This is a genomic window from Mesorhizobium sp. M2C.T.Ca.TU.002.02.1.1 (assembly GCF_003997225.1).
This window is the reverse complement of the sequence record NZ_RZTO01000334.1, coordinates 1-6,130: the sequence shown is the minus strand read 5'-3', so window position 1 is coordinate 6,130 and position 6,130 is coordinate 1. Positions and strand designations below refer to the sequence as shown.

Sequence of the window (6,130 nt, the reverse complement as noted above, 5' to 3'; positions counted from 1 at the left end):
GTCGAATTCAGCGCCACCGGCACGAAGGGAAACAGGAAGCCCGCGGCGGCAACCGCCGGTCCGCCGAGCACGCCGGTGAGTGCCGCGGCACCTCCCGGCGGATGCAATGAGCGCGTGAACGACATGGCGGCGATCGCCAGCGCTACCGCAAGGCCGGAGGCCATCACAGTGTCATGCACGAAATGCGCGACCGTCACGCCGACCAGCGCTGAAATCGTGTTGCCGCCGATGATCGACCAGGGCTGCGCCAGCGGGCTCGACGGAACGGCAAAGAGGAGCACGGCGGAAGCGCCCATCGGTGCGACCAGCATCGCCACAAGCGGGCCGCTGCCCATGGCGAGCCCGCTGATCATCCCGGTAAGTGCGATGCCGATGGTCGCGCCGATACAGGCAAGCAGCCGTTCGCGAAGCGTCGCGCCGGCGAGGATCGGAACGAAGAGGCGAAACGCCATGGCAGGCCCTGGAGCGAATGGGTGGAATTGCGCTGCTCGCAATGCCGCTGAAGTCACGGATTTGGAAGCCAAACCAATCCGTATACTCGCGGCCGAAGAGAATATTATTGCGCGATGAGGCGCGTGGGACGTGCCGACAGCGGCCTTGGCTTTCTCGATCGCGCCAAGGTGCTATGGCCGTTCACGGATTAGGGCCGGCGCTCGCAGGCTTCGCTACCGGCATCGATGACCAGCACTTCGGCGCCGGCCCGCCTCAGCCATCTCTTCCAGCTTCGCTCGGTCCCGGGCGACCAGCACCGGCGCGGAAAAGTCCCGCGCCCAGCCGGCTGGCGGTGGCCTTGGCGATGCCATGGCCGGCCCCGGTGATGGCTGCGACGGATTTCGACATGGCGAACTCTTCTTTCCCGATCAGCCGAGGAAGTCGCGGATTACGGCGGCGATTTCTCCGGCATGGGTTTCGAGCGCGAAGTGGCCGGTGTCGAGGAAGCGCACCACGGCATCCGGCATGTCGCGCTTGAACGCCTCGGCGCCGGGCGGCAGGAAGAAGGGATCGTTCTTGCCCCACACCGCGAGGAAGGGCGGCTTGTGGGTGCGGAAATAGGCCTGGAAGGTCGGGTAGAGCGCGACGTTGCTCTTATAGTCGCCGAACAGGTCGAGCTGCACCTCCTCATTGCCGGGGCGGGCGAGATAGAAACTGTCCAGGGAGTGCCCGTCGGGCCCGACCATCTCTGCCGGGGCGCCATGCGTGTATTGCCAGGCGACCGCTTCCGGCTTGAGGAAGCCGCGCAGCGCTTCGCGGTTGGCGGGCGAAGGATCCCGCCAATAGGCCTGGATAGGGTTCCAGCCGTCGCTCAGACCCTCCTCATAGGCGTTGCCGTTCTGCGAAATGATCGCGGTGATGCGCTCGGGATGCTTCACCGCCAGCCGGAGCCCGGTCGGCGCGCCGTAGTCGAAGACATAGATGGCGTAGCGGTCGAAGCCGACCACTTCGGTGAAGCGGTCGATGATCCCGGCGATGCGGTCGAAGGTGTAGGCGAAGTCGCTGGCCTGCGGCATGTCGGAGCGGCCGAAGCCCGGCAGGTCGGGCGCAACGATATGGAAACGGTCGGCGAGCAGCGGAATGAGGTCGCGGAACATGTGGCTCGAGCTCGGGAAGCCGTGCAGGAAGAGCAGTTTCGGCGCACCGGGCTGGCCGCCTTCGCGATAGAAGACATTGAAGCCGTCGACGTTCACCGTTCTGTAAGCAGTCATTTTTCTCTCCATTTCATAACTCTTTTAGTTCCAGTTATAGGGTTATTTTAGATACCCAGCCGTCAGCTTCACTCGGCCTCTAGGATGACCTCGACGATGGCGTATGGCGCGGTGGGCGATCCAGCACCGAGCGCGTGTCTGCGCCTCCCTGAACGCGCAGCTCGATCCGGCGGCTCAGCGCCATGGATCGGCGCGACATTCATCGGCTTCGCGGATAGCTTGCTCCTCTTGTTGAGTCGATAACCGTATTGATTGATTTAGAAAGGTTACGAGTGGATCGCATAACTTGTCAATAAGCCACGAACCGGTTATCACGGAGTCGTGTTCACGGATGCCCGCGTCGAAGTTGCCTGGCATGAAATTGGAGTTCCGAATGGTTCGCTCACCCGCGCTTTTTGTCGGCGACGCGCCTGGCCTCGATTTTTTGAACTCGATCGCGACCCCCATCGATACGCCCGTTGATTGGATCGCCGACGGCGAAGGCTTGCTGGACTGGCTCGGGCAGGGGGGCTTGGTGCCGGCGGAAGCGCTGGCAACCATGCGCGGCCAGGCGCTGCCTGGCGAGCTCGACAAGGTCGCCGATCAGGCGCGGCATTTGCGTGAGTGGTTCCGGGGCTTTGTGTACCGCCACAAGGGGCGAGCGTTGATGGCCGCGGACTTGGCGGAGCTCGATCCGCTCAACCGCCTGCTGGAACGCGACGAGACCTTCAACCAGATCGCGCCGGCCGGCGGCGGCACGCCGTTCGCGCTTCAGACGGCTCGCAAATGGCGTACGCCCGAGGCGCTGCTGCTGCCGATCGGCGAGGCGCTGGCCAAACTCGTCTGCACCGAAGATTTTTCACATGTGAAGGCTTGCGAAGGTCCGGCCTGCACCCTGCTTTTTGCCGACCATACCCGCGGCCACAGGCGCCGCTGGTGCAGCATGGCCGCCTGTGGCAACCGGGCAAAACAGGCCGCGCACCGGCACCGGCACAAGGATCACGACCATTACTGAGTCGAGCGAGGCGCGCCGCGCCTCGCTCGACTGGTAGGTCCGATCAAGGCGCTACGTCGATATGACCTTTCATGTTGGGGTGGAAGCGGCAGAAATAGTCGACCGCTCCAGCCGCTTTCAGCGTGAATTTGCCTTTCGATTTTGCGGGGATCATCACATCCCAGCCACCTTTGACGGTGGCGGTGTGGGCGAGGATGTCATTGTTCGTCCACTCGATCGTATCGCCGACCTTGGCCTGGACGCTTGCAGGCGAAAAGACCAGCTTGTCGATCGTCACCTCGATGGTCGCCGCGAAGGCCGGCGACGCGAAGAGCGCCGTCGCCAGCATAGGCGCAAGAAGCAGCACCCTCATTTCAGCATGCCGGCGACATGTTCAGCATGCTGCTCATGCCCCTGGAAGATCTTGAGGCCGGTCTCCAGCAGGCTCTTCAGCTCGGCATTGCTGGCCGAAGGGATGAGCAGGGTTTCGAGCGCGCTGTCGACCTGCTTGTGATAGGCCACTTCGTTCTCGATATAGGCCTTGTCGAAGGCTGCCCCCTTCAGCTTCGCCAGCTTGGCGTGCTCCTCCTTCGCGGCTTTGGCCAGCGCCTTGCTGGTGTCGTTGTCCTCGGGTGTGACCTTCAGCTTCTTCACAAGGTCGAGCGCCTGTTTGTTCACCGCCTCGTGGTCGCGCTCCATGTCCTTGGCGAAGTCGACGATCTCCTTGTTTTTCGACTTCTTGATCGCCAGCTTGGCCGCTTCGATGTCGATCGTGCCGGCCGTATAGGCGATGTGGGCAATCTGAGGATCGGTGGGCTTTTCGGCGGCTGGCGCCAGCGGCGCCGTGCTAACGAGGAAAAGAGCGGCGAGGGTGGCGGTCGATCGCATGAACATGGCATCTCCTTCGCCCGGCGGCACTGGCCTCGGGCTTCATCTGGTGTTGACTGCCATTGGATGCGGTCGAGAACGAAACGTTCCCGGGAAAAGGTCGGGAGATCGAAATTAAGGCATGTCTCCCGAAAGTGGGAACCGGTTTCGGGATAAAGACCTGCGTAAAATCAAAAACTAAAGCGCATGGAGCGAATCTGAAAGATCGCGACGCGCTTCAGGGCTCGAATCCCAGCCTTCTCATGACCGCCTGCGTCAGCCGCTCGCAGCGCCGGCCGGCGAAGGGGAAGGCGTCGAGCAGCACCGGGCCGATCTCCTCGTCCAGCGCCTTTCGCACCAGCGCTCGCGCCCGGTGTAGCCTGGTCTTCACCGTCTCGGGCTTCACGCCCAGCAGGTCGGCGGTTTCCTCGATGCTGAGGCCTTCGATGACTCGGGCGACGAAGACGGTGCGATAGACATCGGGAAGCCTGTCGGTTGCCCGTTCGACAAGCCCGAGGATCTGCCGCTGCGCCATAGTCCGCTCCGGATCGTCACCTGGATTCACGTCGTTTTGGTTCAAGGGAAACCGGATGATCTGCGCTTCCGGATTTCCGGGCATCGCCACGATGCGCTTGCGCTTTCGCAGCCGGCCGAGCGCTTCGTTGATGGCTATGCGCGATAGCCAGGTCGAAAGCGAGGCCTGGCCGCGAAAGGCGCCTAGGCTGCTGAAGGCGCGCATATAGGTTTCCTGCAAGACGTCTTCGGCCTCCGCGTCATTGCGCACGACGCCGCGCGCGATGCGGTAAAGCCGCTGGTTGTGCGTCTTGATGATGGCGCGGAACGCGTCCGGATCGCGTGCAAGCGCCCGGCGCACCAGTGCCATGTCGCCGGCCTCGACCGGGCCGACCTCGGCGGCTTGCATGGCACGCTTTCTCATCTCGTCCAGATCTCCCGGCGGTCGTTACATCCGCATTGGATGCGCCTGCCGGTAAAAGGTTCCCAGGTTGGTTGCGCGGGCCATGCTACCGCTTCGGCCGAGGCCTGTCTGCTGCTCTCGGTCTGTCGCTCTTCTGTCGCTCTATGGAAGCTTTCGCCGATCAGCCCCGTCACTCGGCGGCGGCCGCCGCGGCCAGGCCGCGGCGAATGTCGGCCTTGAGGTCCTCGACGTCCTCCAGCCCGATCTGCAGCCGGATCAGTGATCCGGCATACGAACCCTTGGCAAGTGTGCGGTCGCCGAGGAAGACCGGAACGGCGAGGCTCTCATAGCCGCCCCAGGAATAGCCGAGCCCGAAGATCCTGAGCGCGTCGAGGAAGGCGTGCTGCGCCTTCTGCCCGCCGCCCTTGAGCACGACCGAGAAGACGCCGCTCGAGCCGCAGAAATCGCGCTTCCATAGCGCATGGTCGGGATGGCTTTCCAACGCCGGGTGCAGCACTTGCGCGACGCCCGGCTGTTCCTCGAGCCAGCGCGCGATGTCGAGCGCGCTCTTGCGGTGATGCTCGAGCCGCACCCCCATGGTGCGCAGGCCGCGCAGCACCTGGTAGACGTCGTCGGGACCGGAACAGCAGCCGAGCGTGCAGAAGCCGTCATAGAGCTGCTTCCAACAGGCCTCGTTGGCCGACACCAGGCCGAGCAGCACGTCGGAATGGCCGGCCGGATATTTCGTCGCCGCATGGATCGAGATGTCGACGCCATGGTCGAGCGGCTTGAAGTAGAGCGGCGTCGCCCAGGTGTTGTCCATCATCACGATGGCGCCCGCCTCATGCGCCGCCTTCGCGATAGCGGGGATATCCTGCACCTCATAGGTGTTCGATCCCGGCGATTCGGTGAACACCACCTTGGTGTTGGGCTTCATCAACGACGCGATGCCGGCGCCGATGCGCGGCTCGTAATATTCGACCTCGACGCCGAGCCGCTTCAGCATCGTGTCGGCGAAGTGGCGCGTCGGGTGGTAGACGCTGTCGACGATCAACAGGTGATCTCCCGCGGCAAGGAAGGCGAGCAGCGGCACCGTCACCGCGGCGAGACCCGAAGGAACGGCGATGGTTCCGGCCGAGCCTTCCAGCGCATCGACGGCGAGCGTCAGCGCGTCCATCGTCGGCGTGCCGCGCGTGCCGTAAGTGTATTTCTGGCTGCGTCCGGCCATGGATGCCGCGTCTGGATAGAGCACTGTCGAGGCGTGCACGACCGGCGGATTGACGAAGCCGAAATAATCGCGCGGATTGTTGCCGGAATGGGCAAGCAGCGTGTTGATGCCCATTTCGATGCCGTCCTTAGCCATGGTTCGTCGCCCGTCAAATGATGTGAATGAGAGCCATAAAGCGGCGGTAAAGCCCGCGCAACCGCGCCGGGCCCGCCAAAGGCCGGTCTTCCGCTAGGCCAATCCAATGGCGTGCGCGCCCAATAAAGCACTGCTATTGCCGAAGCGGATTCGGCCGCCGGGCCATGGATTCGCAACGACGCAACTTGGCTGATTTGTTCGCATGGCCTGCCGATTTCATGGGCTCTTGTCCGCAATTCAGGCATTTGCGGCAATTGCTTTTCGAACCTCCCCGGATTCGGTCATTTCCCTTGACCTCACAGGAATAA

At 63.3% G+C, this 6,130-nt stretch carries 8 protein-coding genes; 1 reads left to right on the top strand and 7 read right to left on the bottom strand.

Features of this window, described 5'->3' with window-relative positions; genetic code table 11:
- The 3 genes from EOD07_RS18350 to EOD07_RS18345 form a co-directional block, all read right to left on the bottom strand.
- Window positions 1-452 (bottom strand): HPP family protein (locus EOD07_RS18350; protein WP_206519491.1); only part of this gene is annotated, 452 nt, incomplete at its 3' end.
- 253 nt (window positions 453-705) lie between these two features.
- A complete protein-coding gene (locus EOD07_RS39085) occupies window positions 706-840 on the bottom strand; it encodes a hypothetical protein (protein WP_281059068.1) in 135 nt (44 codons plus the stop codon).
- A gap of 20 nt (window positions 841-860) precedes the next feature.
- The gene (locus tag EOD07_RS18345) at window positions 861-1,703 is read right to left on the bottom strand and encodes an alpha/beta hydrolase (RefSeq protein ID WP_127236479.1); all 843 of its coding nucleotides are present in this window, start codon (window positions 1,701-1,703) and stop codon (window positions 861-863) included.
- Between the two features lie 373 nt (window positions 1,704-2,076).
- Here EOD07_RS18345 and EOD07_RS18340 point away from each other — a divergent pair, with 373 nt between their 5' ends.
- On the top strand, window positions 2,077-2,697 hold the full coding sequence (locus EOD07_RS18340; protein ID WP_127236481.1) for an ABATE domain-containing protein: 621 nt from the start codon (window positions 2,077-2,079) through the stop codon (window positions 2,695-2,697).
- A 43-nt stretch (window positions 2,698-2,740) separates the two neighbouring features.
- On the opposite strand, the gene EOD07_RS18335 is transcribed toward EOD07_RS18340, so the two are convergent.
- From EOD07_RS18335 to EOD07_RS18320, 4 genes are all read right to left on the bottom strand, one after another.
- Complete coding sequence (locus tag EOD07_RS18335) at window positions 2,741-3,049, bottom strand: cupredoxin family copper-binding protein (protein ID WP_127236478.1); 309 nt, start codon at window positions 3,047-3,049, stop codon at window positions 2,741-2,743.
- Entirely contained in the window at window positions 3,046-3,570 is a 525-nt protein-coding gene (locus tag EOD07_RS18330; RefSeq protein WP_127236477.1) for a DUF4142 domain-containing protein, read from the bottom strand. The genes EOD07_RS18335 and EOD07_RS18330 overlap by 4 nt, the downstream gene beginning before the upstream one ends.
- 211 nt (window positions 3,571-3,781) lie before the next feature.
- Window positions 3,782-4,480, bottom strand: coding sequence for an RNA polymerase sigma factor (locus EOD07_RS18325; RefSeq protein ID WP_245470216.1), 699 nt, complete (start codon window positions 4,478-4,480; stop codon window positions 3,782-3,784).
- 169 nt (window positions 4,481-4,649) lie between these two features.
- Window positions 4,650-5,822 carry a cystathionine beta-lyase gene (locus EOD07_RS18320; protein WP_127236476.1) on the bottom strand — a complete coding sequence of 391 codons (1,173 nt, stop codon included), beginning with the start codon at window positions 5,820-5,822 and terminating at the stop codon, window positions 4,650-4,652.
- Window positions 5,823-6,130: the final 308 nt, after the last annotated feature.

Excerpts from the sequence above, each read along its gene's own strand:
- EOD07_RS18340 (WP_127236481.1), top strand. The coding sequence starts at position 2,077 with ATGGTTCGCTCACCCGCGCTTTTTGTCGGCGACGCGCCTGGCCTCGAT.
- EOD07_RS39085 (WP_281059068.1), bottom strand. The coding sequence starts at position 840 with ATGTCGAAATCCGTCGCAGCCATCACCGGGGCCGGCCATGGCATCGCC.
- EOD07_RS18335 (WP_127236478.1), bottom strand. The coding sequence starts at position 3,049 with ATGAGGGTGCTGCTTCTTGCGCCTATGCTGGCGACGGCGCTCTTCGCG.
- EOD07_RS18330 (WP_127236477.1), bottom strand. The coding sequence starts at position 3,570 with ATGTTCATGCGATCGACCGCCACCCTCGCCGCTCTTTTCCTCGTTAGC.
- EOD07_RS18325 (WP_245470216.1), bottom strand. The coding sequence starts at position 4,480 with ATGAGAAAGCGTGCCATGCAAGCCGCCGAGGTCGGCCCGGTCGAGGCC.
- EOD07_RS18345 (WP_127236479.1), bottom strand. The coding sequence starts at position 1,703 with ATGACTGCTTACAGAACGGTGAACGTCGACGGCTTCAATGTCTTCTAT.
- EOD07_RS18320 (WP_127236476.1), bottom strand. The coding sequence starts at position 5,822 with ATGGCTAAGGACGGCATCGAAATGGGCATCAACACGCTGCTTGCCCAT.